Raw genomic sequence first — 24,929 nt, 5'->3', positions numbered from 1 at the left:
ACAGCTTCGGGCCGCCCTAAATGATCACTACGGTGGAGGTGTGACATTCGGGTATATGTCTGTGTATATGTGCAGATAAGCCGCAATATGCTGTCGTCCGAGTGCGGTAGCGTGCCACCGGTATTCAAGGACGTGCGTATCACCTGGTGCCATCCGGGGGCGCAGTTCGATAAATCCTCTACTGGGATGTGCTTGCCGTTTGGGCCGGTAACCGACAGCCAGATAGAATAAAGACTTACCAGCCAACTCGCTCTCATGGAGACCTTCCACGCCGGCGTCGGCGACACGCAGCAGGACACTCCACAGCCATTCGGACAGAAGATGTGAGGGTGTCGCCGGCTCTGCAGGTTCCCCCAGCCCAGCACGCGCGCAGGCACGGCCCCGGCGAGTGATCTCCACCAGAGTGCGATCCACCTCGCCGACCCCGGGAATCTCCACTCGGTCCTTGGCCACCTTGACCAAGCCCAGTCGCTCCAGGGCATGGAGAGTGGCTCCGGCGCCCTGATCGTGAACGCCGGCGCTCCGCAGGCGTAACTGAAGGCGAGTGTGACCGACCAGCTTGGCGGGTGCGTCGAGAGAAAACGGTAGCCTCCGCCACAGCCTGGCCGGTGGAACCCGGGCCTGGTTCTGACGGCGCATCCACATTTCAGCCTCGGTCATCCGGTCGTCCCGCAGGATCTCACCGAGATAGACCCGCTGCCGATCGTTCAAACTGTCCCAGCCCACGACTGCTGAGGTCGGCGGACCGTGCCGCTCATGTTCGGGCAGGCTCGGAGGCTCATCCATGGGCCGAGTACGCATCCAGGCATCCATGACCATACGTACTGGCACCTCGTACAAGGCGGCCAACTGCTGTACAAGCCGTCCTGTGCACTCCGGCTTTCTCCAGTTCCACCCAGACACCTGACGATTCCGCTCCAGGCTGCGGATCTTGTGGGCGTCCACGAATAGCTCACCGCCGACGGCAGTGGCGCGAAGTCGGGTGGCGGCCTCCTCTGCCGTGAGACCAGCGGCATACCGGAGGTCAACCAACATCTCGGTTCCGCTGCGCGTACCCGTGAGGTCGGCAGTGGCGCAGCCGAGAGCATGAGCGAGACGTCTCATGTTTCTGGCTTCGGGCGCATACCTGCCCTCCTCCCAGTACACCACCAGGCGATATGTGACCCCCACGCGATCAGCAAGCTCTTGTGGCGTGAGTCCAGCCTGCTCGCGCAGCGCCCGGATCTTGGTGTGCTCAACGGACAGCAGACGTCTCGACATACCCTCAGCAGACTTCAATGAAGACTTCATTGCAACTACTGATCGATGCCGAATCTGGCCGTTATCGCGACCAACCTGCTCAATGACGTCGTGGCGACTCGGTGCGCGAGTTCGCTGTCACTGTGACACCTGCCGGAGAAGTCATGACGGCTCACGGTTCCGTCAGTGGATGAAGGATGTGGTGAGCCGGGGGCTGGCTGTACCAACGAGCCAGAGTCCAAGTGCGTGGAATGCCCAAAATGTTCTTGGTGTGGTCCGCTTGGGTGAAGAATGGCATGGTGGCAGACGTGGAGAGCTTGATCGGCCAGGTATGGGGTCCGGATGTTCGACCGCTGGTCGAGGAGGCTTGGCGCTGCTACAACGCCGGCGCGATCCGCGCCTGCATCACCACGACGTGGAGCGCCATTACCGCCGACGTCATCACCAAGCTCGTGCGGCTGGCCGATGACGGTGACAGTCAGGCCGTCTCGTTCCGTACCGCGCTATCCGATGCTCAGAAGAAGGGATTAAGCAAGGAAGGCGTACGGGCCATGCAGGCCATCGAGGCGAGCCTGCTGGACAAGGCCGTGGAGTTCGAGCTCATCGACTCGATCGGGTCACGTGAGCTGGAGCGTATACGCGAGGATCGCAACCTGTGCGCGCATCCTTCGCTGCGCACGCTCGGGGACGTCTACGAGCCTCGCCCAGAAGTCGCCCGTGGCCACCTGGCCGTCGCACTGGCGACCCTGCTCACCCATCCTCCAACGCAGGGCCGCAAGGTTGTCGAGGAGTTCAGCACCTACATCTGCGACCCGTTCTTCGTGCCTACGTATCCGCACATGCAGGCCACCTTTTTCGATCGGGTTCGAACTGCGACTCGCAAAACCATCGTCAGTTTCGCCGCCAAGCATGCCCTGCTTGAAATCGATCCCGACGGGCGCCTGCCTGCTGCTGAACATTCCGACAGGATGGCTTTGGCCCTGATCGCCTTCGCACAGCGGGACCGAGAGCTGGTCCGCTCGGCCATTTCCGCGCAAAGCGAGAGGTTCCAGGTGCTCGAAGGTGCCGCCCAGCTGCGTGCCTCGGTGCGGTTTGGAGACCAGGACTTCTTCTGGAGCATGGTGGACCAGGCGCTGGCCACACGGCTTCAGGAGATGGTGGCCAAGTTGTCCACCCCCGTCGAGTGGGAGCCGCTTCCCCCGGCGACGGCTGCTGCCATTGCCCTGGTTCGGAGCCCGTACGCGCGCGAACGATTGTCAGTACTGGAAACGCGGTTCACCGAGCTGTCCTGGACCCATCGCCTCGGGGTAGCCACCATGCATCCCGACCCGTACTTTGTGTCGGCGGTGGTCCAATTCATCGACGAAGCTGGCAGCTGGCGTATGGGTGAGCAGGCTGGGCGGATACTCGTCCAACACGCTCCTTTCCTGACCATCGAGACCTTGCGAGAAGCCTTGAACGGCTGGTGGGAAAACTCAGAGTGCCGGACCGCGGCAGACATGCCGAACCTCGCCGTACTCCTCTTCCAAGGCACATCACACCTCGGTCCCCAACGCGCCCCCGTGTTCGGCGAGTTCCTGACCAACGTTCGAGCACTGGAAGGCGAAGGTGAGTACTACAGCTACCCGGCGCTGGAAGAAGCTCTGATTCGGTCGGGATACAACCCTTCAGCGGCTGGTAGATGAGCCGCGAACGTTCGCCGCTCTTGCAGTAGACCAAGGCGGCGATGTTCACTCGTCCGCTCCCGTTGGCGTGGACGTGCACCACCGGGATCCGCCGAGGCCACGTGTCGCTATGTTGACAGGGGAGTCGAGTCTGACCCCCATCTCGGGGGAACGATCAATGCCAGCACAGTAAATGATCATCAAAGGCTGCTCGCCCCTGCGATAGCACCCATCCGTGAATGCCTCTCTCTCGCATCTTCTCGTCGAGCGGCTCTGTATTTCTGTTCAGATGAACTGACGGGGGCATTCATGCCGTAATTTGACATGAGCTGTCGCTACATTCATCCGAGGGTGCGCTACCGGGCTGATTCACCAAAGCGCTAAGGGTGGATGTCTTGAAAGGGTAGCATTTGCCGGATTTGAAAGGTGAGCAGGCTTATGGACGTCGGTGATGTCTGGGGGTTCAGGGATCAGCCGAAGACCGTCGGGGGGCGGGTGTACCAGGTGGAGGTGGTCCGGGTCGATGGGCCGCGAAAACACGGCGATCTGCATGTGCGTTTCCTCGATGGCGAGGAGGCCGGGCTGCAGGAGTGGGTGGCGCGTGGTCAACTGGTCGCTCCGTGGGCTGACGTCGGGGCGTTCCTTGATGACGATCGCCGGTGGGCGGCAGCGATTGAAAGCTCACGTGAGGTTCGAGGTAGCGCGGAATTCGAAGTGGCCAAGCTGCTCTTCGGTCATGTTCGGCCGAAGAACAAGATTCGTCTCCGGCATGCTGTCGCGGATGCCGGAGTGATGGAGATCGCCGATCTCGATGGGGTGGCGTCGTGGCTTGGTCTCGACCCTCAGGACCTGCGTAAGGAAGCGCTGGCCTTTGAGGACAGGTTCGGAACCTATGTCGCTTCGTGGCCGACGACTCGTCAGGTGGCCATGCGAGTGGCCCAGGTTCTGGGTGGAGACATCCTCAAGGCCATGGCGAAGCAGGAAGAAGCGCTGAAGACACAACGCCGGAGCGAGTCCTGGTACGGACATGAGAAGACCAACCGCGAACTGGAGCGGCTGGAGACCGTCGTCGGCACGCTCTATGAGTGGTGCGGTAAGGAAGCCATCGACCGTTATGATGAGCTCAAGGCCTTACGAGCCGAGGTCGAACGTCTGGGTGGGCTGGTCCAGCGCGCAGTGTCGGAGTTGAGGGCCCGCAAGTGTCACGCTATCGCCGCCACCATTGAGGCCGACCTCGGCGTCCATACGACCAGCTTTCACGGTAGGCATCGCTGACCTGTGTTCGCTGTTCGGCTTGAGGCCGGTAATACTCCTTTTGGGGGCCATGGGGACTCCAGTCCCCGAGGTAAGGGCGCAGGTCGTCTGGGGCCGGGTCCTTGTCAAAGCCCGCGTGGGCGAGACGAGATGGACCGCGGAGTGGATCCAGGCGGTCGGCGATCGCGTGTCCCCACTCGATCCAGGGTCGCAGGAGTTCGGCTTCCCCTGGCTCCTGGCAGCCGGCCGCGGCTTGGTCGAGAGCGGCGCAAAACTCGCGGATTTCGCTGGCCGCCCCCCAGGCATCCAAGGCATTGGCGAATGTCGTGTTGCGGTAGTCGTCAACTGCGCGGCTCCGGGCCTGCACCATCGCGGCCTCCCAGCGCGCCCGCTTCGCGGCTTCTTCTCGTTCTTCTTTGGCGAGCCACTCCTCGTATTCCTGTCTTCGGGCGAGGGCAGCCTGTTCCTCCGCCCCAGCGCGATGCTCGATCTCCTTGACGACCTCGCGTACTTTGCTTTCCACCAGCGAGCGCGAACTATCCGTCCACTGGTCGCGTCGGCTATGCGGCGACTGGGGTAACTCCAGGCGAAGGCGTCCCGTTGGTACGGATTCGTATTGCACGGGGACTCGCTGCCAGGCATAAGGTCTTCGGCGTTTTTCCTCGGGATCTGGCTCGCGGACCACCTGGTCCTGTTCCTCTTTGACGGCAATCGGGTGCTGCCCTGTACCGACCTGCATGTACAGTCCGCGAGCTTTGCGTTTCTTGGACATCGCGAGTTTGTGGCCGCGTCGGCGGGCTTCTTCTGCAAGGGACTTGACCAGGTCGATGGCCCGTGGCATGAGTGCCTCGGAGACGGCCAGTACCTCGGGATGATCCCGAAGCAGCTTGACCAGCGCGTCGGCATCGGTGACCTTGTCGCGTGCACTAAGGCGGATGCGGTTCCAGTCCGTCTCGTCCGGATGCGCGTCGTCGAAGAGCCGGATGATCAGATCGCCGCCATTTCGGCCGGTGTGCCGTAGATGGAAACCTGCGGGTACCAGGCTGTGTTGTTTGGCCGCGTGCATCGCCCGCCGGTAGGACGCGCGTGTCTCCTGGTCAGGGTTCTGGATCTCGAAGGTTCCCCTATTGTGTTGTAGGCGTTCGATCAACTCCTCGGCCAGGCCGAGGGGGCTTTGACCGGCATCGCGTGTTCTGGAGGCGCCTGGTGTACGGGCAACGACGGCACTGCTCACTGTGCCTGGAGTTGGCCGGTCCGGGTGATGGCCATGCTCCAGATAGAAGCGGCCAGCCTCAGTGATCTCGGCCTGCCAGAATCCGTCCTTTCGCGGCGTGGTGACCAAGCCACGGTCACGAAGCGCGTACACCGTTATAGCCAGCTCCGGCGTCTTTGCGCTGACCGGTTCCTGGCTCTTCCCGATCCGCTGCAACACCGTCAACTGACGATCATTTAACCTGCCCCATCGCTGCACGTCACCAGATCACACCGCAATGTCACCGCAGGCAAGTGGTTTCAGGATTTGCGTCGCGTCGGCGAGCTTGTCGACCTTCTTGGCGTGGAGCATGCAGGGGGACTTGAACTGTTCGCTTATCCCCTGAGCAGGGTCGATGCCCCACGGATGGACGTCTCATGCCCGGAATGAGCGCGCAAGGTGGCGACTCCCGGACTCAACTCGACAGAATCGGGTCTAACAGCGTGGCATACGCCTATGCCGGGGAACCCCAGCAGCCGCCAGTTCGGGATCTTCAGCAGGCGATTTTCGCTGTGCCTGGGGCAGGAGTAGCACGGCGGGAGAGGTTCGGCGGCTGTATGACCGAAACCCGGTTCGAGTCTGCGCCGGGCGGTTGCCGTGATTGGAGTGCGGGGTTCGCAACCACGGCCGGAGTAGCGATCATGGGTCGGATCAGGCCGCTTCGTGTAGCTCGGCAAGCAGGGCGCGCAGGTTGTCTTCGCCGTGACGGACTGCGGCAGTGAGGGCATCCAGGTGGGTTGCTGGGAGGTGTCCGGCGCCGAATCCCGAGGCGGTGAGCACGTCGGCGACTTCCTGTTCCTGCTGCGGGGTCATGCGGGAGCGCATCCCGTGGTGCCCCATGACCTCTCGGGCAGCGTAGGCGTCCGAGCAGGCCACGCCGACGACAGTGGACCGCAGGTCGGAGTCATATGCCGTGGGTCGGTCGGCGGTCAGGTCGAGCACGGTCAGGGCGAGCCGGGTCCGGAACGCTGCGGTCATCGGGTCGGGGTCGGTGATCAGCGCGAGAGTTTCCCGCCCCGCATGGTCCAGTTCGTTCTGTGGTGTCGGCGTGGTCGGAGGACGGCAGTAGACGCGCAGGATGGCGGCGACGGCGTTCTCCCAGGGCTCTGTGGGAACGCTGGAGTCGATCATGGCGGCGGCCTGCTGCGGGAGGCCCTGTTCCATCAGTGACATGATCGTGAGCTGGCGGCCGTCGAGAAGCCGCTGGCCGACGCCGCGGTGCGCGGCCATGGATTCGGCCGCCTCGGTCCAACGGCCGACGCTCGCAAGAGCTCTGGCGCCGTCGATCAGCAGGGCGACCCACAGCTCCGTACAGATCGTGCGGTGGTCTGCGACGGTCCGGATCAACGGCGACAGGTCGACGGCGTGATCGCGGATGACGGTGGCGCCGCGCTGCTCGGCGGCCCGGTACAACTGCTGCAGCACCGCGAAGGCAGCGCTACCTTCACCTTCGCGGATCAGGAGTCGGGCGATGTTCACCAGCGGCATCAGCGACATCACGGCGATGTCCTGGTCCAGGCTCTCGGCTTCGGTGAAGACCTTGTGCTGCCGCCAGCACAGTTCGGCTGCCAGGTCGGGCATGCCGCTGTCGGAGGCGATGAGAGCGGAGAAGTTGAGGACACCGCAGGCGCGGGCCACCCGCTTGGAGTGGTCCGCGCCGGGTGTTTCGGCGGTCAGCGCGGTGAGTTCTGCAATGCGCTTGTCCAGTGGAAGCCCGGGGGGTTTGGGGCGGCAGACCAGCGGGATACGGGCGGCGATCGCAGGGTTCATCACGCTGTTCCCCTTCCTACGGCCAGTCGATGACGAGTCGGCTGTTGGTCTTGTCGATGACGAAGCGTGAGTCAGCGGCCTTCAGCAGGTCGCGGTTGGCGGCCGTGGCCATGCGGAAGCCGGGGGCCGGGGCGTCGTTGCCGTAGTCGCGGTCCCATTCCTGGATCGCGGCGGCGACCTGCTCGGCGAGGGAGGCGGCGCGCGGGCCGTGACCGATGGCGCCGATCTCCCAGAACCGGCCCACGGTGTCTTCACCCTCGCGGACGGTCAGATAGGCCAGGCTGTCGCCGTCGAGCGCCGCCATCGAACCCCACCCGAAATGCGGGGTGAACCCGGGCCGCCGGCCAGGTACCCGAGACAGGCCGTTGGGCAGGACGCACGCCAACCACAGATAGACCCACTCCCAGGCTGAACCCTGCCGGAACTTCACGCCCGTGTAGACCTGGTGGGAGGACTCGTCCAGGACGGTCCGCATCGCCTCCCGGTCCACGAGCTGCTCGCTGTAGGTTTCCAGCCGGACATTGCCCTCCCCGGCCATGGGGACCACCGTACGGACGTCATCACACACGCCTTTGCGCAGCGGGACGAACGTGGCCATCTCGCAGGAGACGGTCTTCCAGGTCTCGCCGTCTCCGTCGCGCTCGAAGGCGAAGGAGCGGGAGATACTGCCGCGGATCCGCATCGGGATGACGAGACGGCCGTTCGGGGCCAGTTGATTCAGGACAGGGAGGGGGATGTCACCGGCGCCCACGGTGAACTGGATCCGATCGAACGGGGCATGCTCGGGCAGACCGGTCGCGCCATCGGCCAGCAGCGCGGTCACGTTCGATGCGCCGGCAGCGGCCAGATGCTTCGCGGCGGTGTTGACGAGGTCAGTGTCGACGTCCACCGTCCACACGCGGCCCCCGGGGGCGACGAGCCGCCCGAGGAGGGCGGCGTTGTAGCCGGTGGCCGCCCCGGCCTCCAGGACCTTGTGGCCGGGCTCTGCGCCCAGTTGCTCCAGTTGGGTGGCGACGATCGACGGCGCGGAGATGCAGGAGATCATCTCGCCGTCTCGGTCGTTCTTCACCGACACGGCGTCATCGACGTAGGCGGCGACGGCCTCGACGTCGGGGATGAACCGGTGGCGCTCGACGTCCCGGAAGGCGTCGATGATCGCGGGAGTGCGCAGGTGGCCGGAGCCGGTGAGCTTGTCCACCATAGTGTTGCGCAGCTCGGCGAGGTCGGTCGTAGTGATGGTGCTCTCCATCCTCTTGAAAACAAGGGTTACGGGTGCGGACTGACTGCTGGACACGGTGGCTGGGTCGCCGTCTCCGAAGGCGACGTTCCAGCCCAGCCAGGCCGCGGCAGCCTGCTCGGCCACGGGTGTGGCCGCGCGGTTGAAAGCGAAGATCGCATGGTGGGCGAGGACCGCGCGCAGCCCCCGCCGGAGTTGCCCACTGGTCGCGAGCCGGGCCAGGCGGCGGCCGGCGTCCTCGAACGCGGCGACGCGGTCAAGCCAGCCGGGTTCGGTGGTGTCCCGCTTGGCGGCGTCGGCGTGCACGAGGCGTCGCATGGCAGTGATCGCAGACGCCTGGTAGGCCGCCTGCGGTGGGTCGATTGCCGGGCGGAGGTTGCCGAATGTCGCCCACACGTCGCTGATCTCGAACGGGTCGAGGCCCGCCGCGCGGTTCATGGTGGAGAGCAGCAGGATGCACCGCTCGCGGGCGTACGGGCTGCCGGTCTCGGCCAAGGCCGCGGGGCTGTCGGCGCACCACACCTCGTGGGCGATGGCCATACCCTGCTCGCCGCCGAAGGTTTCGATCTCCGGTTCGTAGATGCCGCCAACCCAACCGGCCGCGACTTCGTCGGCGACGAGCTGATCGAGCAGGTCGGCAGCGGGCCTCTCGGTGCGCAGCCGGAGATTGCCTTCCTTGCGCAGGAAGTGGAAACGCCAGCCGGACAGCGCGGCCGCGAGTGCGGTCGCAGCCTTCGGGGTCGCTCCGGCGTCGCCGGGAAAGCGGATGGTGGCGTGCCACCACTTTGGTTCGTCGGGCAGCGGTAGGTTCTCGTCGTTCCAGTCCATGTCCTCGGTTCGCTCCTGCTCGGTTGTGGCGGCGGATCAGTTGATCAACAGGGCGCGGGTCCAGCCAGTCACGTTGGAGCCCTTCAGCGCCATGACCGCCCCGGCTCGGCCTTCCATGAACCCGGGTTTGGACAGTGCGGGGATCCCCGCTTCTAACCTCTGGCGGGTCTGCCGGATGGGCTCGGCGAACCGGTCGGAGGTACGGCTGTCGGCGGCGAGGGCGATCGTGACGGTCAGCAGCCCGGCCCAGCCGTGGCAGAGGGACGCATCGGTGACCCGGCTCAGGCGGGCCGGGTCGGTGAGGGCGGCGATGGCGAGTTCCTCGGCCTTCTGCCTGCGGGCGTCGTCGCCGAGCGCGCAGGCTGCCAGTTGCAGCGTGCGGGCGATACCAAGGTCCCCGTAGCACCAGGAGGGGCGCAGGGGCGGCGCCTGCAACGCCTCAGCGGCGAGCGGGTCCAGGGTGATCCAGTAGAAGGAGCCGAACTTCTCCAGCCAGGCCGTGAACGTCTTGATGGCGCCTATCTGGCCTTCCACCAGGAGGCCGCGGCGGGCGGCGAGAGATAGCAGCGCCAACGGGCCGGCGATGCCGTGGGCTACCCCGTTGTTCGCGTGGCCACCGGTGATCTCCTCATGCGTGGGGCTGTCTGGCGACCACCACCCGGGCAGGACCTGGGCATCGGCTTCGGCCGGGACTGCCAGCGTCACCAGGTAGGCCAGCACCTCCTGCAGCAGCGGCGGCGGCGAGCCTGCTCGGGCAAGCAGCACCACCCCCAGCCCGGTGAGCCCCCGGATGAGATCGAACTCTGCCAGTGTCGGGAGCCGGGTCGCCTTTCGTCGGCAGCGGGCCGCGGCGAGCCGGGCGGCCACGACCCGGTCGACGGCCGCCTGAACGGTCTGGTCGACGCGCCCGGCACGGCCAAGCACGAACTCCAGGGCCGGGGCGCCGTGGAACAGAGAAGCGTTGGAGCCGGTGCTGACGCCGCCGGCGACCGCCTCGGCCAGCAGGGGCCGGGCTGCGGCAAGGTTGCCGCGCTCGATGTGCAGCAACGCTATCCCCAGCGCGCCCTCGGCCAGGGCCTGCGTCGTGGGCGGGCTCATCGGCCCGCCTTGACCGCGACGACGATGCTGTGGGCCCGCCCGCCGATCCATCCATCCACGTCCGGCGGCGGCGCCTCGTAGAGCACTGCGATGGGGGAGCCGCGCAGGTGCGTACGGAGCACGTCCAGGTCCATCTCCCTGGTGAGGTCCAGCAGCAGGCGCTGGTCGTCCATGGCCAGGAGCACACGCTCCGGCACACCCGCCCGGCCGCGCCAGGCGTGCAGCCGCGCGGCCCACTCCTCCAGGGATGCCGCACGGCCGGGCAGGACGCGGGCCCGAAGCTGCCAGCGGGCGGCAACGAGGATGCTGCGCCGACAGTGCAGCCCCGGCGTGAACGGCAGCGTCCATGCCGCACCCCAGTCGAACCAGGTCACCTGCGGAGCCGCGGCACGGCTGATCTCGGCCAGGAACCGGGCCAGCGGCGGGGTGAAGTTGTTCCACATGAAGTTGAGCGCGGTCGGCGCGAGCAGCTCCAGGCGCTCCCCGGTGGCGGCCACCGCGAGGTAGAGGTGGCTGCCGCGCAGACCTACGACCAGATCAGAGGGGACGAACACCGTGGCGCCGCTGCCCCGGTGCTCTCCGACGCTGACCAGCTTCGGCAAGACTTGCGGGGTGCGCGTGAGCAGGTCGGCCTCGACGCGGGAGGGATGGAACGACAACTGAGCCAGTTCCGCCACAGGGTCAACTGTGGGAAGGGCCACTTGCCCGGCGGCCTGCGGGAACAGGTGCCCGAATCGTCCCGTCATCGTGCCTGCCGCCCTGGAGACGGTGTGAACGCGGACGCGGAAGTCGCCTCGGTCGAGCGCCGGAAGCGAACGGGCTTGGACCTGTGCGCACACCTCGAAGTGCGGGGCCAGGGCGGTAGGTTCGCCTGCGGCCGCCTCCAACTCCTCGATGAGCGGCTCGGACAGGATCACCGTCCGGTGGCGTTCGACGGCGGCGGCCCCTGCGAGATCCAACAGCAGCCGGTCGCGCCGCGACATCGGTCGTGGCGGCTCGGACACCGAGCCGAACCCGTCAGGCAGGCCCAACCCGTTGTCCGGGTCAACGAGCTGCTCCACGCCGACCTCGGCGTCTTCGCCCCATCGGGCGGCGAACTGCTCGGTGTAGCGCCGCCACGCCCGGGTGCCGGTTGGATTGGCCGCGAGCCTGGCCAGCACGGTTGCCACGGTTTCCATCTCGACCGCGACTGTCTCTGGTAGTCGAACCCTGGCGTCCAGCCGTAGGTCCACGCACGCCTCCCGATCGCGGGCGTCCAAGGCGACGGCAGGCAGGACGGCTGCCGGGTCAACGATCGTGGCGGGGGCACGCAGCGCCGACAGCAGCAGCCGAAGCCGCAGCAGCTCCGCGAGGAACGCCGCCTGGCGGTGTTCCTCCACCTGCGGGAACTCTGCGGCGAGTTTTCCCGTGAGCGCCGCATACCGGATGGGTGACGTGGCCGCCTGGAGAACGAGCGTCAGCGCAGGCGTCAGTGCGAGGGAGAACTCCGACGAGCCCTCGGACGGCACGAAGACGCGGCCGCCGCGCACGTGCGCCAGGTTGTTGACGCACACCTCGACGGCCGCCATCGACGCGCAGTCGGCCTCCTGGGCGCTGATCACCTTGTCCAGCGCCCGGGGGTCGGCTCGGGTAACGATCTCGTGTTCATCCCCGACAAGCACGGCGGATGTCTCGCCGAAGTCGACCAGGCAGACGCCGGCGAACAGGCCGAACGGCGTGGACCGGTGCTCATACCTGATGGCGTACCGGGCGACCGCGAGCGCGGCGCGACGCGCCCGGCGAGCGTTCAACAACCGCCCGTCCAGGACTGCCTCCACCTGGCGGGCCAGGTCCAGGCTGGCACTGGAGACCGCGCGCCGGAACGTGTCATCGGCCCAGATTGGGCCGAGCCAGGAACGCCACTGCTCGGGGGACGCGGCGGGCCCCGGCCACTGCGGCAAGGCGGGGGCGGAAAGGTTCACCGCCGCGCGCAGCATCCCGGCGCCCGTGCACCGGTACAGGGTCCGCCGCGACCGCGTCATCACTCACGCTCCGTTCTGGGGAAAAGGGGGGCGCGGGTCCGTACGGGCCCGCGCCTCGCGGACTACGAGGTCGTGCAGGCGCTCGGGCAGGAGGTTCCGCAGTTGTCGCCGGTGGTGCACATCAGCACCGTGTCGGCCGCCGGGGTGTTCTCGATGAATTCGATGTTGAGGGCGAACGGGTCGAACGTCTCTCCCGTGTCGACCGTGACCGTCTCCTCCGGGGTCAGAGTGCTCATGTCTCTACTCCTTGTCCTGTTTCGGGTTCCTGACGTGGGGTGTCCACGCCAGCCGGGCAGGGGCATAGTCAGCCCGCTTCCGCCTGGTTCACGTACGGGTCGGCCTCGTACCATTCGTCGCGGCTGGTGTGGTCAAGGTGGTGCTTGCGCACCAGGGCGGCGTACATCTGGATGACGTCGCGGTAGGCCCGGCCTCGGCTGGCTTGCTCGTGCCCGCGCCCGTCGGCGTCGTAGGCGGCGCGGGGCAGCATGGGTGCTGGGTAGGGGCACGGGCCCGCGCCGGAGTACGTGGACGGCCGTACGTTGTGAGCCTGCTCGGCTGTCCACGCCAAGACGAGGAGAAGCAACACGGCCACCCGGCGGCGACCACCAGGAACGCGTCACTGTACGTGAACACGATGCGCTCCCTCCTGGCGTGGTCTGGGGCCCCGAGGTCTTCCGGGCCGGCGGGGTGCTGCCGGGTCCGGTGATCGTCTCGGGGCCGCCTCTGGCAGATCCTCACGGCCACCCGGGACGGGTGTGGTGGGCGGCCGGTCCGCGGTCATGGCGCGCGGGGAGGCCCGCCAGAGATCAAGTTCAGCTTCCTGCATGCGCTGCCACAGCTCGGCGGCGCTGCGCCCCATGACGGTGCGACATAGCCGCGGGTCGGAGCACTCCCATGCCTGCAGGACCCGCCAGTACGGGCGCCACAGGACAACCCAACGGGGCGCCCGCGCCTGTATCAGTTTGGCGACCTCGACGGCGCCGGGGTCATACCGGGGCTGCATCGAGCACTTCACGAAGGTGTACGGGGAGGCGACAGCCGCTGCGTTCTCCTGGACGACCTCGGTTACCCCAGGAATCGCCCCCTTCAGCCTGCCGGCGGCTGCACGGTCGGCCTCGAAGCCGTCCTTGTCGGAGCCTGCGAGCGGGGCGTACGTGCGCTCTACCGCTGGCACGTTCGGGTTGAATTCGCTGCTAGGCGGTGGTACCACGAAGGTGTCAATCATCATGGGGTCCTTGGCGAGTTGGTTCGAGCTGGCCATGGGGAACGGCGCGGGCCAGAGTCACGACTGGTCGGCCGGCGGAAGAGCCAGTGGTACGGAGGGCTCCCCGCACGACCAGCAGCCGCGCCCCAATCGCGTTCAGCTGTTCCCGCCGCCGAGTCGCGATGAGCTTCTCGCCCAGGTGGTGCGTAGTAGGCAGAACCACCCCGTAGGCGCCGGACATGAGAAGGACGTCCAGCAGGCCGGCGAAGGCCGGGTCGTCCGACGATGCGGCCCCTCGATCGGTGAAGATGCCGCAGAGCTGTAGTTCGTGCTGCTCGCAGTATTGGGCGAGGGCTACCGTCAGGGCGGCGTGCCGCTCGGGCGTCGAACGATGCAGCCGCAGGTACCCGTAGACGATCGGGCCGTCCACATCGTGTTGTTCGGTGAGTGTCCACAAGGTAGCCGTCCTTACCGTGGTCGGGGCTGATGGCCCGCTCTTCGAGCATGGCCAGCCCCGACCCCGCTGGATACGACCCGCTGTCGCACTTGCGTTGCACTTCCGTAAGCCCTCGGTACTTCTACGTGCTTCCATGGCCGTGGAAGGGAGCAGCGACGTGACGACCGTGCATGAGTGGACCGGCCTCGAAGCGCGTGCACTTCGCCGAGCCTTGCGGATGAGCGTGCGGGTGTTCGCGCAGCACCTCGGCGTGGCTCCCCGCACCGTGGCGAAGTGGGACCAGCTCGGTACCGCTACTCGGCCACGTCCGGATACCCAAGCCATCCTGGACACCGCGCTCGCTCGCGCGAATTCGGCCACTCACCTGCGGTTCGAGACGCTGCTCTTGGAACTCGGCCAGGACGTGGACCAAGGGCTGAGAGTCACCCGGATGGGACCACGAGCCTGGGACTACGAGACCTGGACGGACGACCTTGACCGGGCTGTGGTCGCGCTCAGCCGCCAGAGCTTCAGCTACGCCACCGACCTGCTGAACCGATGGCTCACCCGCTACGACCCGCACGCGTTGGACGACAAGGGTCTTTACCTGTTCGCACGATCGACGACACTGTTCGGCGACCTCCAGCGCGACCAAGGAGCAGTCGCCGGCCCATTGTCCGCTCGCCGCTCCTACCTCAACGCCCGATCAATCTACGGACAGCTCGACATCCCCCGTCGTATCGCGCAGCTTGACCTTTCGTTGGCGGTGGTCGCCGAGATGGGGGGCCGGTTGGACGAGGCCGCCAAGGAATATGAGGCGCTGGCGGTGGACGACCGGCTCTCGCCACGCGACAGGGCGCGAGCCCGGCTGTGGGTGGGGACCGCCCTGAGCAAGAACGACAAGAACGACTACGCCGCCCGCCTGATGACGACCGCCATCCGCGAGTTCGAGAATCTCGGTGAACCCGAGGACTGGTCCGTCGCGCACCAGAAACTCGCTCTGGCCCACCGTGGCGCAGGGAACCTCTCGGAGGCGCTACGCCTGATCGACCTCGCTCGTGCTACCGCAGTCACCGATGCGCCCATGCAGCGGGTCCGGCTGGAGACGGCTTACGGGCACGTCCTGCTTTCGGATCGGGCCACCGTGGATGATGGGGTGGTGATCCTCGACCGTGCCGCGCGCGAGGCCGCGCAGCACGGGCTCGCGCACCAACTGCGCAGCATCGAGGGCATTCAGCGGACCATCCAGGGGGAGATCCGCCTTCCTCTGCCACGGCGACCAGGGAGCAATCGAGTGAGTGTCAAGCAGCAGGTCATCACCGACGAGCAGTGGCAGCACGCCTACACCATCTGGGACTACCACCAGATGCACCACGACCTGAGCCGGTGTGACGTGGCTATCGGCCTGGGTAGCCACGATCTGGGGGTGGCACGCGCAGCGGTCGACTTGCACCGCGCTGGTTGGTTCCCGCTGCTCGTCTTCTCCGGTGCCACCAGCCCCACCACCGCGGCCCGCTTCCCCCGAGGCGAGGCCGTCCACTACCGCGAGCACGCGCTCGACCTCGGCATGTCCGACGAGGCGATTCTGCTGGAGCCGAACGCCACCAACACCGGCCAGAACATCGCACTGTCCCGCCAGGTGCTGGCCGATGCGGGTATTCAGCCCGGTTCGGTGCTCCTGATCTCCAAGCCGTACATGGAGCGCCGGGCCTACGCCACGGCACGAAAGGTATGGCCCGAGGTCGAGGTGGTGTGCGCCTCCGAGCCGCTTGAGCTGGATGACTACGTCAGCTCGATCGGTGATCCGAAGTTGGTCATCGACATGCTCGTCGGCGACCTCCAGCGCGTGATCGAGTACCCCAAGCTTGGCTACGCCATCAAGCAGCCCGTCCCAGGAGAGGTCCATGACGCCTACCAGGCTCTTCTCCGCGCCGGATTCGACAGCAGGCTCCTTACGCCCTGACCTGCCATACGGCGAGGTGTGCGCCATCCACCAGCCCAACCTCTTCCCCCGGCTGGTGACGCTGGCCAAGCTGTTCACCGCCGACTACTGGATCGTCCTGGACGACGTGCAGTTCGCACGCAGGGACTACCAGCACCGCGCGCGCCTCGCCTCGCTCGACGGCTCGCGGCAGCCGCAGTGGCTCTCCATTTCCACCCATCTGCCGCACGGCCGCTCCACCTCCATCCGCGGAGCGCGCCTGGCCGATCCCTCCCGCTGCCGGCGCCGTGTCGCCCAGCTCCTCGCCGACCACTACCGGCACAGTGCCTACTGGCCGTCGTTCAAGAGGGGGCTCGAACTCGTACTCGCCGCGTTTGAGAGCACGGATCGACTGGCGGACGTGACGGAGCTGTCCACGCGCCTGTTGCTGGAGGAGGTCGGGTGGCGGGGGCAGATCCTGCACAGCAGCGATCTGCTCGCACCCGGTGAACGTTCGCAGCGCCTGGCCGACCTGGCCTGGCTGACAGGCGCCACAACCTACCTGTGCGGGACCGGGGGCATGCGATACCTGGACCCGGCCGCTTTCCGGGTCCACTCGATCGAGGTCCTCCCGTTCCAGGCCTGCGGATCGGGCATATGGGCATCCGCCCGGGAGGTGAGCGCGGTACACGCCCTGATGCTTGTCGGGTCGGGCGCTCTAGGGCGGGAACTGGAGGCCCTGCGCGGACGAGTTCTTGAGGACGATCTCCGATCTGGTGCCTAGCCCTGCCGGGCTTTGGAGATCGGTTCGCACTCCCTCGATCGCCATCGCCCCGCTGGGCGATCACGCACGTGGTCGGAGGTCGAACAACTCGCCGACCGAAACCTCAAGAGCGTCAGCGATCTGGAAGACGTTGTCCAGCCGAGGGCTGTACATCCCGTTCTCGATACGGTTGATGGTTTTGCGGTCGACCTCGGCGAGTTCTCCGAGTCGTTCCTGGCTGAGTCCTTGACCTTCCCGCACGTCACGCAGTCGCAGGCCGAACTGTCTGCGCAGCTCAGCGAGGCGTGGCGGGATTGGGGCGGGCACTTACTCACGGTGGCGTGCATGATCCTCAAAGGTCTGTACCAAGTTTGGTACACATCACGGAGGGTGATCAGTGCCCGCCCCCGCGCAGCCGGGAAGCTGACGGCGACCCCTTTGCTCACCTCGGCAAACCTGAAGAGGCAACCATGATCACAACGGAGTCGCGTCGCTCCGCACGCACAGTCGCCGTACCGCGCCGCAACCACCACGGCGGCCACTCACCCGCCTGGCTGCTCGTCCAAGCCGCCCAGCTGTCGTGGGAGATCAACTCCATCCTGTCCCTCATCCACGGCGCACGCCTCAACCTCACCGAAGAGCTATCCATCCAGCACGAGGCGACCCAAGCGTTGATCAATGCCGCGCACGCCGGCGTCATCGTCGAATCCCGCCTCCCTTTGGCCCCCTCCTGGAGCAGCGGGGTACCGCGCCCGCGCTCGGTGTTCGCCCAAGCCCGCGAAGCCGGCAGCGACCCGCAGGCGGTCATCCCGGAGATGTATGCCCCCATCAAGCCCGACATCCCCGCCGAACACCTGCAGGCGCTGAGCGAAGCCTCCCGCCCCGACCTCTTCCCGCACGCCCAGTGCTCCGGCGTCAACCTCAAAGGCGCGCGCTGCGCCAAGCGCATCTTCACCGGCATCGGCGCCGAGCACTGCCACGTGCATCTGACCACCGCCGAACAGCAGCGCCGCGAGCAGTTGCGCGCCGCCCGCGACAAGGTCCGCCAGGCCGAAGAAGACGCCATCGAGTGCCAGCGAGTGACCTTGGCCCATGACTGGCTCGACCGCTACGGCCGCCGCCCCCACCGGGTGGAACTGCCCACCCTGCCCTCGCGACCGCACCAGATCACCCTCACCCACCCCGACGTCCCGCAGCCGGCGGATACGCCGCACGCGGTCATCGGCGTGTACGAGACCGGCTGGCTGACGATCTGCCCCCGCGCCGGTGAGATCATCAGGGCCTTCCTCGACACCCCGTGCGCCTCGGCGCAGGAGATCGCCGCACACGCCGTGGCCCAGACCCCTGCACGCTGGGACGACGGCGAGCAGTGGCTGACCTCTTGCGTCTGGGACGGTATCCAGCCGCCCCTGGACTGCATACCGGCTGCCGGTGAGATGCCCGAACTGGACGAATACCCCGGAATCTACACGTTGCGGCTGCAGATGATCGGCGATGAGCACAGCTGGGCCCACTGGGACAACGGATTCTCCGCACTGGTTCAGGCCTGCGGCTACCCGGAGGTGGAGACCATGGCGGACCTGCTGGCGTTCTGGCAGCACGTGGGCATCCTGACCCAAAGCACCGACACCGGCTCGTGCGACGAACCTCAACTGATGATCGGGACAACGGTACGTTCCCCCTGGCGGGTCCTGCACGCGGCGGGGCGCCCCGAAGCTCCGTACCCATTGATGGGTGCGGTGCGCTTCCTGACCGAGGTGGCCACCCCGTGGGATCGTGAGATCTCACCAGGAGAGGTCTTGGAGCTGGCCCGCATCGATATATAGAGGCGTACCGACGCAGTCGCCAAGGACCTTTGGGGACTCCCGCCAATAATCCCTGGAAACCTCCATAATTTTGTGGATCAGTCAGCTTGCAACCGCTACCTACAACTGGGGGTCACGAGCGCTATTTCGACCCTTTCTGCGCCGCGTGACCTCAGGCTCCTATGACAGGAGTTCGGCGAGGTCGAGAGCGGGTTCAGCATCGAGGTCGCAGCGCGCGGCCAGCACTTGCGCGTAGGCGTCGATTCGGACGTGAATCAGCAGACCAGATGGCCAGGGTGATGGGGGCCGAGGCGGCGGCCGCGGCCGCGCTGCGTACCGCGGCGGCCAGCGCGGCGCGGGCCAGGCGGCGCAGTAACGGGCGGTCGATCATGAGCGGTTCTCCTTACCGCGGGCCCTGGGCGCTGCTCGCCCGGGGCGGTGCCTTCATGAGGCCGCTTCGGAGGGTTTTCCGGATTCGCTCGCATCGGCGCGGTAAGGCGGGCAGGGGGAACCTCGGGGAAGGCGTCCTTGCCGACCGCGCGGACCACGTCGGTGACGCCGTTGACCGTCAGCCGTCCGCGCTGGACGGCCCACAGTCCTTCGCCGACCGCGTTGGCCAGGGCGGGCCGGGCGGCCAGCAGTTCGGCGCGCACCTGCAGCCAGGCGGTCAAGCGTTCGCGGGCCGGAATCGGCAGCGGGACGGTGCGCACCTCATCTCCCTTGCCGTGCAGGCGGGCGGTGCTACTGCGCGCGGTGATCGGCGCGTCGCCGACGTGAAGGCGTTGGCATTCCTCGGCACGGGCGCCCGCGCCGAGCAGCAGGGCGATGAGGGCGGCGTCGCGGGGGCTGCGGCGGTCGGCGGTGCGGCGGGTCGGGTTCTCCTGCGCACGTGACAACGCGTCCAGGGCGCCGGGTTTGGGCACGCGGGCGCGTTTGACCGCCAAGCGTAGTGCGGGTCCGTGTTTGTACAGCAGCGTCACTGCGGCCAGCGCCTGGTTCACCGTCGCCGGCGACGCGCCCGCGGCGAGTAGGTGGCGGCGCCAAGCGGTGACGGCGGCTGGCCCGCGCCCTGCTGGAGGTCACCCGCGACCTCGACCTGCGCGACACCTTCGACCGGATGCTCCACGACCACCTGAGCCGATAGCGAGCACCCCGGCCGCCCAAGGTGATCGGCAGCCAGTTACTGACATCAAATCCACGCGCAACAACCTTCAAGCAAGATCTTTTAGAAACCACTACTTCAACGCTGCTATCACCAGCTCTAGTTACGATCTACCTAATATCAACACAATATGTCATAATTCCTTACAAGATCAATTCAAGTTTTGGACCCAAGGTATCTGGCGATACGGACGGCCTGCGGCCGCAGGAACCGGCGCTGAGCTGCGCGGACGTGAAGGGGGTGGTTTTGGTGGCGTGGGTGAGCACGCTGGGGCCGTCCATGGCGCAGGTCGACTACCGCCTGCAGGAAGGCGCCGGCTGTCAGAGTCACCACCTGGTGCGCGGTCAGGAGGATGGGCAGATCTCCTACCGGCTGGCCGGGGATCGCCCGTTGATGTGGATCGGTGACGGGTTGCGCGAGGTCGGCCTCACCCCCGGTACTCCGCTCACCGCCGACCAGCACGAGATGGCCCGCGCTCTCATGGACGGCCGTCACCCGCACACCGGCCAGGTGCTGATGGAGGCGAAACGGGCCGTTGACCCGCGCGCGATGCTGCCCGGCGGCCCGCTGCTGACCGCGCTGGAGAAGGCCGCGGCTGAGCGCGGCGTCGCCGACGTCGCCGCGCTGGTGGCCGGTAACGAGGAGATGGCCAAGCGTGCGGTGCGGCTGCAGCGCGGGGTGCGGCGCAAGGGCGAGGCCTACGTGATCCCCTACGACGACGCGCGCCGGCTCGCCAAGGCCGCCGGGCTGGACCTGGCGGCCGTCTACGACGCCGACCAGTTGGCTGAGGCGCGGCGCTGGCGCGAGGCCCGGGTGCGCGTCGGCAACCGCGGCTATGACCTCACCTTGGACCTCGCCAAGAGCGTCAGTGTGCTGCACGGCCTGGGTGATGCGGCGGTCTCCGCCGTCGTCGACGAGGAGTTCACCGCGTCGGTCATCGAGACCGTTGATGCGGTGCAGGGGTGGGTCGCCTACGGCCAGCGCGGCCACCAGGGCGACGGCCGACTTGCTGGCCGCGCGGCCACCGGGGGCCTGCTGGGGTGGGTGATGTGGCACCAGACCGCCCGCCCCGTCGATGGCCAAGTCCCCGATCCGCACCTGCACGCCCACGTCCAGATCGCCAACATGGTGCGCGGAGTCGACGGCAAATGGTCGGCCATCGCAGCTGGCGGCAAGGACCTGCACCGCCACGCCCACGCCGCCGACGCCTTCCTCAAGGCCCGCCTTCGGCGCCGGTTAACCGAGGAACTCGGGCTGCGCTGGGAGCGCGACGCGCACACCGGCGCGTGGGAAATCGTCGGTATCGACGAGACGATGCGCACCCGCTTCTCCAAACGCGACGGCCAGATCAAGGAACTGCTCGCCGAACACGGCCTGGCCTACGACGAGGCGCACCCGCACGCGCGCAAGGTGGCCAGCGCCACCAGCCGCCAGGCCAAACACCAGCTGCTGGACGGGGACCGGCGCGGCGACTGGCACGCCCAGTGCGCCGCCGACGGCGTTGACGCGGCCGCCGTCATGACTTCCTGCCTGCACCCCGGCGAAGGCCTCCCGCCGCGGCCTGGCGCGCAGCAGATCGCGGAGTGGATCTGGCGCCCTGGCAGCGGGCTGACCGCGCACACCAAGACCGTCAGCCACGCCGATGTCCTGGCCGCCGTCGCTGATGCCTGCCCCGACGGTGTCGCCGATCTGGCTGACCTGCAGGTGCTGACGGATGCGGTGCTGACCCACAAGCCCGCCGTGCGCCTGGCTGAGGCTGGGGCGCGGCACCTGGTCAACTCCGCCCGCTACACCTCCACCGACATCCTCGAAGCTGAGCAGCAGGTCCTGCACCTCACCCGGCAGCGCTACACCGAAGGCGCCGCCGTCTTGGACACCGCGGCGATTGCGTTGTCGCGAGAAGCCTTCGAGGTCGCCCACAGCGTCACCTTCTCCCCCTCCCAGCGCGCCGTCCTGGAGCGCCTGCTCGGTGACGGCCATGGCGTTGATGCGCTCATCGGCGTCCCGGGTGCGGGCAAGACCATGCTGATGGCCGCTGCCCGGGCCGGGTGGGAAAGTCGCGGCCTGGTGGTGGCCGGCGCCGCGACCGCCGCGGTGGCGGCCGCGAACCTGACCGCCGAATCGGGCATCGGCGCGTACACCTTCGCCACCTGGATGCAGCGCATCACCGACCCCGAGGGCCCCGGCGGCCGTGGCCTGGATGGCGTCGACGTCCTGGTCATCGATGAGGCCGCGATGGTTGATGACCGAGACCTGGCGGTGGTCCTGGGCGAGGCGCACCGTACCGGCACGAAGGTGGTGGCGATCGGCGACCCGCTGCAGCTGCGCGCGATCGGCGTCGGCGGCACCTTCGCCGCCCTCCACCGCCAGGTCGACGGCCTGGTGCTCAGTGAGAACCGGCGCCAGCGTGACCCGATCGAGCGCCAAGCGCTGGCCCAATGGCGCGATGGGGACCGCACCGAGGCGCTGCGAACGTGGAGTCGCGGCGGGCGCGTGCACGCCGGACGCGACGCCACCGACACCCTCGGTGCGCTGCTGGCCCACTGGGCCACGGTGCGCACTGGCTACCGCGACGACGTGCACGGCGAGCTCGCCGCGGTCCTGGTGCTGGCCGGCAGCAACGCCGAAGCCGAACGCCTCAACGCCGCCGCGCGCGCGATCCGCCGCGCGGCCGGGGAGCTGGCGGGCCCAGATGTCCGGTACCGGCTTCCTGGCGGGCGCACTTTAGAGCTGGCGGTCGGCGACCACGTGCGGGTACGGGCCAACGACTACCGCTCCCGCAAGAGCAAGGGGCGGCGTGCGGACGTCCTCAACGGCTACCGCGGCATCGTCACCGCCATTCACCGCGACCGGTCGGTGAGCGTGCAGTGGCGACGGCTCGGCGCTGACGGCCCGGCCCCGGTCGTCGAGCGGGTGACGCCCGCCTACATCGCCGCCGGAGGCCTTTCACACGGCACCGCGATGACGGTGGCGGCCGCCCAAGGACTGACCAGTCACCATACCCTCATCTACGGCATGGGCCTGGACCCCCACACCCTGTATGCGGCGATGAGCCGCGACCGTCTGTCGGCGCACCTGTACCTGCCGCGTAACGTCTTGGAGTCCGATGCTGATCGGGCTCGCCACGGTGAGCCGCGTAATGCGGCCGAGGAGCTGCACCGCGCGCTGGATGCCTACGCCGCCACCTTGCACGGCGACCGCGCCGACGATCTCCTCACCCCTGAGCCTGAGCCGATCGCCGCGGTGCGCGCCCGCGAACTGGCCACCATCGAAGCCGAGGCCACCCAGGTCGTGACCCAGGCCCGCGAACTGGCGGCCATCAAGGCCGAGGCCGCCCGGGTGGTAGCCGCCCGCGTGGCGCTGAACGAGGTCACCCGCCCCGATCGCCCACACGGCCTGCTCAGCGATGTGGCCCTGCACGCCCGCATCGAGACGATCGCCGCCCAAGCGACGACCCTGGCCCAGCAGGTCGCCCAGCAACGGTGCAACGAGCGCGAAGAGGCCGAGCAAATCGCCGCCATCCGCGTCCAGGTGAAGACCGAGCTGGTCGACGAGCGCGACCGCCTGGCCCACGCCCTGGACCAAGCCCGCACCGCTGGCGACCGGCGCCACGACGCCCGGGGTACCTACCAGCGCGTCCAGCAGCGCGTTGCCCGGCTGCAGGCGGCGCTGGCCGAGAAGAACAGCGGGCTGCGCGCCCTGCTGCCCAGCAGCCAGCGCACCCGGCTGCAGGAGAAGCTGCAGGAGGCCTCCCAGGCGATGACCAGAGCCGCCCGCCGGGCTGAGGCCGCCGCCCGCGTCGAGCAGGCCGCGCTGCACGCCGCCCGCCAGGCCTCCCCCTCGTGTACGAGCGCGGCCGACCTGCAGACGCGCCACCGCCTCCTAACCGGCTCGACGTCCTTCGCCAAGGTGCTGAACAAGACGATCGCTGACCGCGTGGAGCAGGTGATGCCGGGCCTGGCCAACCGGAAGCGCGTCGCGGCCGCCCGGCTCAGCTTCCACACCATCGCCGACTCCCCTGCCGGCCAGCGCGAGCGCGCCACCCGTCTGCTGGCCTCCCTGGTCGCCGAGCGCGACCACCGCGGCCAGCTCAGCGAGGATGTGCGGCGCGGCCAAGACCGCGCCCGCCAAGATCCGGCCGCAGCCAAGCGGGTCCGTACCCGAAACGAGCAGGCCCGTGCGCGCACCGAAGCGCAACAACGCAAGGCCGCCCAGGCCGCCCAGGCCGCCCAGGCCGCCGAGCGGACCTACTCCCGTCGCCCGCCCACCGCTAGGGGCCCCGGCCCGGGGCTGCGTATGTGAGCGTGGGGGCAGGGGCGTGATCGTCGCGGCCCGAAGTATGGCCGTCGGCTCCGCGGCCCTCAAGGCCACGACCTTCGCTGCGCTCAACTCCTGGCCTTGACCGCCGCAATCACCGACAGCCTTACGGGCCACCACGACGACCACGCGACCCGAAACGAGGAAATAAATCTACGCCGCAAAGGCGCGGGGAGGAAAGCGGGCAAGGTGACCAGGAAGGACCTGACGGGATTCTCGGGACGGCGTAGCGTCGAGGTAAGGCCGAGAAGCAACAGGAAGCGCCGATCTGCGGCACCTGCCTGGGCGCGGGCGGCGAATGGATCGACCGCAACGGCAGCAGCGCCAAGCAGAGCGTCTGGGTGACGTGTACCTCGTGCGCGGGGACGGGGCGGCGATGAGTGACCCGATCACCTGCCCCGAATGCAAGGGCGACGGTGGCCAGCGGCTGGGCCGTCTGCGGGTCGCGTGCCGATTCTGCCACGGCCGTGGCTGGGTCGGCGCCGAGCACGAGCCCGCCGAACCTCCCCCGCCGCCCACCGAGCCACCCCCGGCCTGGGAACACCGCATCTGGTCCGGCTCCGCGGCCGCCGCCGTCCTGGGGTGCCGCTACTGCCTGGGGGCGCAGACGGTGGCGCACCTGGATGCGACCACCCGCACGCTGGTGATGACACCTTGCCAGTGCCAGACGTCCGGGGATCTGTCGGCGAGCGCGTAGAAAATCGCGAGCCCCATGGTAAAGGCCTGTTGTGGAGGAGCCTATCCCCAACTGCGACGCGGTGCAGTCGGTGACCCGCACGGAGCGGCGAGTGTTTCGCGCAGTGCGCGACGGATGCCTGATCGTGCTCAATCGGGTGCACTGGGCCGGTAGGTCAGGCCGGGGTTAGGGCCTGTACGGGGTTGAGATCAGCGGGATTGCCTGCGCGGTGGTTTGTCGTCCTGGTAGGCCATCGTCATGGCGCGTGGAGACCTCACCGAT

General features: G+C 67.8%; 18 protein-coding genes. 7 read left to right on the top strand and 11 right to left on the bottom strand.

Annotated elements, in window-relative coordinates; genetic code table 11:
* Positions 1 to 27: 27 nt before the first annotated feature.
* On the bottom strand, positions 28 to 1,290 hold the full coding sequence (locus tag ACIBH4_RS24830; RefSeq protein WP_362517381.1) for a helix-turn-helix transcriptional regulator: 1,263 nt from the start codon (positions 1,288 to 1,290) through the stop codon (positions 28 to 30).
* Positions 1,291 to 1,535: 245 nt separating this feature from the next.
* On the opposite strand from ACIBH4_RS24830, the gene ACIBH4_RS24825 reads away from it, so the two are divergent.
* Entirely contained in the window at positions 1,536 to 2,924 is a 1,389-nt protein-coding gene (locus tag ACIBH4_RS24825; RefSeq protein WP_399172903.1) for a hypothetical protein, read from the top strand.
* Between the two features lie 417 nt (positions 2,925 to 3,341).
* A complete protein-coding gene (locus tag ACIBH4_RS24820; protein ID WP_362517375.1) occupies positions 3,342 to 4,178 on the top strand; it encodes a hypothetical protein in 837 nt (278 codons plus the stop codon).
* Here the strand turns inward: ACIBH4_RS24820 and ACIBH4_RS24815 are convergent.
* The 8 genes from ACIBH4_RS24815 to ACIBH4_RS24780 all read right to left on the bottom strand — a co-directional run bounded on the left by ACIBH4_RS24815 (position 4,111) and on the right by ACIBH4_RS24780 (position 14,024).
* Positions 4,111 to 5,595 carry a hypothetical protein gene (locus ACIBH4_RS24815; RefSeq protein WP_362517372.1) on the bottom strand — a complete coding sequence of 495 codons (1,485 nt, stop codon included), beginning with the start codon at positions 5,593 to 5,595 and terminating at the stop codon, positions 4,111 to 4,113. The genes ACIBH4_RS24820 and ACIBH4_RS24815 overlap by 68 nt on opposite strands.
* Positions 5,596 to 6,060: 465 nt before the next feature.
* Entirely contained in the window at positions 6,061 to 7,179 is a 1,119-nt protein-coding gene (locus ACIBH4_RS24810; RefSeq protein ID WP_362517705.1) for a hypothetical protein, read from the bottom strand.
* 16 nt (positions 7,180 to 7,195) lie between these two features.
* Positions 7,196 to 9,244 carry a methyltransferase, FxLD system gene (gene fxlM / locus ACIBH4_RS24805; RefSeq protein ID WP_362517369.1) on the bottom strand — a complete coding sequence of 683 codons (2,049 nt, stop codon included), beginning with the start codon at positions 9,242 to 9,244 and terminating at the stop codon, positions 7,196 to 7,198.
* A gap of 36 nt (positions 9,245 to 9,280) precedes the next feature.
* Positions 9,281 to 10,342, bottom strand: coding sequence for a lanthionine synthetase C family protein (locus tag ACIBH4_RS24800; protein ID WP_362517366.1), 1,062 nt, complete (start codon positions 10,340 to 10,342; stop codon positions 9,281 to 9,283).
* Positions 10,339 to 12,363 (bottom strand): lantibiotic dehydratase family protein, encoded by a 2,025-nt coding sequence (locus tag ACIBH4_RS24795; RefSeq protein WP_362766482.1) that lies wholly within the window; start codon positions 12,361 to 12,363, stop codon positions 10,339 to 10,341. The genes ACIBH4_RS24800 and ACIBH4_RS24795 overlap by 4 nt, the downstream gene beginning before the upstream one ends.
* 62 nt (positions 12,364 to 12,425) lie before the next feature.
* Positions 12,426 to 12,599 carry an FxLD family lanthipeptide gene (locus ACIBH4_RS24790; protein WP_362517360.1) on the bottom strand — a complete coding sequence of 58 codons (174 nt, stop codon included), beginning with the start codon at positions 12,597 to 12,599 and terminating at the stop codon, positions 12,426 to 12,428.
* Positions 12,600 to 12,667: 68 nt separating this feature from the next.
* Positions 12,668 to 12,850, bottom strand: a complete 183-nt coding sequence (locus ACIBH4_RS24785; RefSeq protein ID WP_362517357.1) for a hypothetical protein — start codon at positions 12,848 to 12,850, stop codon at positions 12,668 to 12,670.
* A gap of 730 nt (positions 12,851 to 13,580) precedes the next feature.
* On the bottom strand, positions 13,581 to 14,024 hold the full coding sequence (locus ACIBH4_RS24780) for a recombinase family protein (protein WP_362517352.1): 444 nt from the start codon (positions 14,022 to 14,024) through the stop codon (positions 13,581 to 13,583).
* A 157-nt stretch (positions 14,025 to 14,181) separates the two neighbouring features.
* On the opposite strand from ACIBH4_RS24780, the gene ACIBH4_RS24775 reads away from it, so the two are divergent.
* Both ACIBH4_RS24775 and ACIBH4_RS24770 read left to right on the top strand, forming a co-directional pair.
* Positions 14,182 to 15,966 carry an ElyC/SanA/YdcF family protein gene (locus ACIBH4_RS24775; RefSeq protein ID WP_362517349.1) on the top strand — a complete coding sequence of 595 codons (1,785 nt, stop codon included), beginning with the start codon at positions 14,182 to 14,184 and terminating at the stop codon, positions 15,964 to 15,966.
* A 16-nt stretch (positions 15,967 to 15,982) separates the two neighbouring features.
* Entirely contained in the window at positions 15,983 to 16,708 is a 726-nt protein-coding gene (locus tag ACIBH4_RS24770; RefSeq protein WP_399172899.1) for a WbqC family protein, read from the top strand.
* Between the two features lie 60 nt (positions 16,709 to 16,768).
* On the opposite strand, the gene ACIBH4_RS24765 is transcribed toward ACIBH4_RS24770, so the two are convergent.
* Complete coding sequence (locus tag ACIBH4_RS24765) at positions 16,769 to 17,014, bottom strand: helix-turn-helix transcriptional regulator (RefSeq protein ID WP_362517343.1); 246 nt, start codon at positions 17,012 to 17,014, stop codon at positions 16,769 to 16,771.
* Positions 17,015 to 17,157: 143 nt separating this feature from the next.
* Here ACIBH4_RS24765 and ACIBH4_RS24760 point away from each other — a divergent pair, with 143 nt between their 5' ends.
* Positions 17,158 to 18,513, top strand: a complete 1,356-nt coding sequence (locus tag ACIBH4_RS24760) for a hypothetical protein (protein WP_362517340.1) — start codon at positions 17,158 to 17,160, stop codon at positions 18,511 to 18,513.
* 254 nt (positions 18,514 to 18,767) lie between these two features.
* On the opposite strand, the gene ACIBH4_RS24755 is transcribed toward ACIBH4_RS24760, so the two are convergent.
* Positions 18,768 to 19,436: a tyrosine-type recombinase/integrase gene (locus ACIBH4_RS24755; protein ID WP_362517336.1), complete on the bottom strand. Its 669-nt coding sequence runs from the start codon at positions 19,434 to 19,436 to the stop codon at positions 18,768 to 18,770.
* A 467-nt stretch (positions 19,437 to 19,903) separates the two neighbouring features.
* Between ACIBH4_RS24755 and mobF the strand changes: the two genes are divergently transcribed.
* Positions 19,904 to 23,956 (top strand): MobF family relaxase, encoded by a 4,053-nt coding sequence (gene mobF, locus ACIBH4_RS24750; protein WP_399172895.1) that lies wholly within the window; start codon positions 19,904 to 19,906, stop codon positions 23,954 to 23,956.
* Positions 23,957 to 24,347: 391 nt separating this feature from the next.
* Complete coding sequence (locus ACIBH4_RS24745; protein WP_362517330.1) at positions 24,348 to 24,668, top strand: hypothetical protein; 321 nt, start codon at positions 24,348 to 24,350, stop codon at positions 24,666 to 24,668.
* Positions 24,669 to 24,929 lie beyond the last annotated feature (261 nt).

Origin of the sequence: Streptosporangium sp. NPDC050284, assembly GCF_044459525.1 — a bacterium.
GTDB lineage: Bacteria > Actinomycetota > Actinomycetes > Streptosporangiales > Streptosporangiaceae > Streptosporangium.
The sequence above is the reverse complement of the archived record's forward strand: the minus strand, read 5'-3'. Positions and strand labels throughout refer to the sequence as shown.

Excerpts from the sequence above, each read along its gene's own strand:
- ACIBH4_RS24830 (WP_362517381.1), bottom strand. The coding sequence starts at position 1,290 with ATGAAGTCTTCATTGAAGTCTGCTGAGGGTATGTCGAGACGTCTGCTG.
- ACIBH4_RS24825 (WP_399172903.1), top strand. The coding sequence starts at position 1,536 with ATGGTGGCAGACGTGGAGAGCTTGATCGGCCAGGTATGGGGTCCGGAT.
- ACIBH4_RS24820 (WP_362517375.1), top strand. The coding sequence starts at position 3,342 with ATGGACGTCGGTGATGTCTGGGGGTTCAGGGATCAGCCGAAGACCGTC.
- ACIBH4_RS24810 (WP_362517705.1), bottom strand. The coding sequence starts at position 7,179 with ATGAACCCTGCGATCGCCGCCCGTATCCCGCTGGTCTGCCGCCCCAAA.
- fxlM (WP_362517369.1), bottom strand. The coding sequence starts at position 9,244 with ATGGACTGGAACGACGAGAACCTACCGCTGCCCGACGAACCAAAGTGG.
- ACIBH4_RS24800 (WP_362517366.1), bottom strand. The coding sequence starts at position 10,342 with ATGAGCCCGCCCACGACGCAGGCCCTGGCCGAGGGCGCGCTGGGGATA.
- ACIBH4_RS24795 (WP_362766482.1), bottom strand. The coding sequence starts at position 12,363 with ATGACGCGGTCGCGGCGGACCCTGTACCGGTGCACGGGCGCCGGGATG.
- ACIBH4_RS24790 (WP_362517360.1), bottom strand. The coding sequence starts at position 12,599 with ATGAGCACTCTGACCCCGGAGGAGACGGTCACGGTCGACACGGGAGAG.
- ACIBH4_RS24785 (WP_362517357.1), bottom strand. The coding sequence starts at position 12,850 with ATGCTGCCCCGCGCCGCCTACGACGCCGACGGGCGCGGGCACGAGCAA.
- ACIBH4_RS24760 (WP_362517340.1), top strand. The coding sequence starts at position 17,158 with ATGATCACAACGGAGTCGCGTCGCTCCGCACGCACAGTCGCCGTACCG.
- ACIBH4_RS24745 (WP_362517330.1), top strand. The coding sequence starts at position 24,348 with ATGAGTGACCCGATCACCTGCCCCGAATGCAAGGGCGACGGTGGCCAG.